Below are 1,418 nucleotides of genomic sequence, written 5' to 3' on the forward strand. Positions count from 1 at the left end.
TAGCACTACTTTGGCAGATTAACGGATTGATAAGGCTGAGGTGTTGAGGTTTGCGCTCGGATTGGAGCGCAGGCCATGACGATCTGGGATGAGGCGCTGGGGGAGTTTCTGAAGCCGTTCGTCGCCCTTTTGGGGCACAAAAAGCGGCGGCAGATTTGCCCGCTCTATGTGGCGGGCCTGATCGGTCCGGGCGAGCGCAAGAGCATGCAGCCCATGGCCGAACGTCTCGATCCGGCGCGGTACGACCGCTTCCACCACTTCATCTGCGACGGCCTTTGGGACGAGGGGCCACTCGAAGCGGAACTCGCCCGCACCGCCGACCGCCTCGTGGGCGGTCCCGATGCCGTCCTCGTCATCGACGACACCGGCATCCCGAAGAAGGGCAGCCACTCGGTGGGCGTGGCGCCGCAATACGCCTCCATGCTCGGCAAGCGCGCCAACTGCCAGACTTTGGTATCCGTGACACTGGCGAGGGACGAGGTGCCCGTCGCCCTGGGATTGCGCCTGTTCCTGCCCGAGAGCTGGACCAGCGATGTCGAGCGCATGGTCACTGCCGGCGTGCCGGAGCCGTTCCAGGCGCCGCGCTCCAAGCCGGAGATCGCCCTTCAGGAGATCGATCGCGTCACAGCGCAGGGCGTGCGCTTCGGCCTGGTGCTGGCCGACGCCGGCTATGGCCTGTCCGCGTCCTTCCGCCAGGGCTTGAGCGGGCGTGGTCTCACCTGGGCCGTGGGCATCCCGAAGCATCAGAAGGTCTATCCGGCCGATGTCGCGCTCGTCTTCCCCGTCGCCGGGCGCGGCCGGCCGCGCAAGAACCAGATCCCCGACCAGCTTTCCGCCTCCGCCGAGACGGTGCTGGCCGAGGCCCGATGGCGCAAGCTCTCCTGGCGGCGCGGCACCAGGGGTCCCTTGAGCGCCCGCTTTGCCGCCTGCCGCATCCGCATCGCCGACGGGCTGCCCCAGCGCATCCATGACAAAGGCCAGCAGCATATGCCAGGGGAAGAGGCCTGGCTGGTGGGCGAATGGCGGTCTTCGGGCGAGCGGAAATACTATCTCGCCAACCTGCCCGCCGGAGCCTCCCTCACCAAGCTCGCCGCCGCCATCAAGGCGCGCTGGGTGTGCGAGCAGGGCCATCAGCAGATGAAGGAGGAACTGGGCCTCGACCACTTCGAGGGCCGCTCCTGGCGCGGCCTTCACCGCCATGCCCTGATGACCATGATCGCCTACGCCTTCCTCCAGCATCGGCGCCTCGTAGAGGCCGCAGGAGAAAAAAAGCCTGCGTCACGGACCGCCACGGCCGACCTTGCCTCAGGTCCGCAGAGCCGTCCTCAAGGCACTCTCCTCCGCATCACTACCGCCAACTTGCCCCCACTGCCGAAGGGCCATCTGGAGACCGCCAATCTGATTCTGCCAAAGTAGTG

At 66.7% G+C, this 1,418-nt stretch carries 1 protein-coding gene; it reads left to right on the top strand.

The genetic code is table 11. The features are described 5' to 3' along the window. Positions 1-75: 75 nt before the first annotated feature. On the top strand, positions 76-1,416 hold the full coding sequence (locus FBQ73_RS20520; protein WP_246089812.1) for an IS701 family transposase: 1,341 nt from the start codon (positions 76-78) through the stop codon (positions 1,414-1,416). Positions 1,417-1,418 lie beyond the last annotated feature (2 nt).

The organism is Xanthobacter autotrophicus (assembly GCF_005871085.1).
GTDB classification, from domain to species: domain Bacteria; phylum Pseudomonadota; class Alphaproteobacteria; order Rhizobiales; family Xanthobacteraceae; genus Xanthobacter; species Xanthobacter autotrophicus.

What these genes read in the sequence shown, in the direction of transcription:
- FBQ73_RS20520 (WP_246089812.1), top strand. Translation starts at nt 76, where the DNA reads ATGACGATCTGGGATGAGGCGCTGGGGGAGTTTCTGAAGCCGTTCGTC.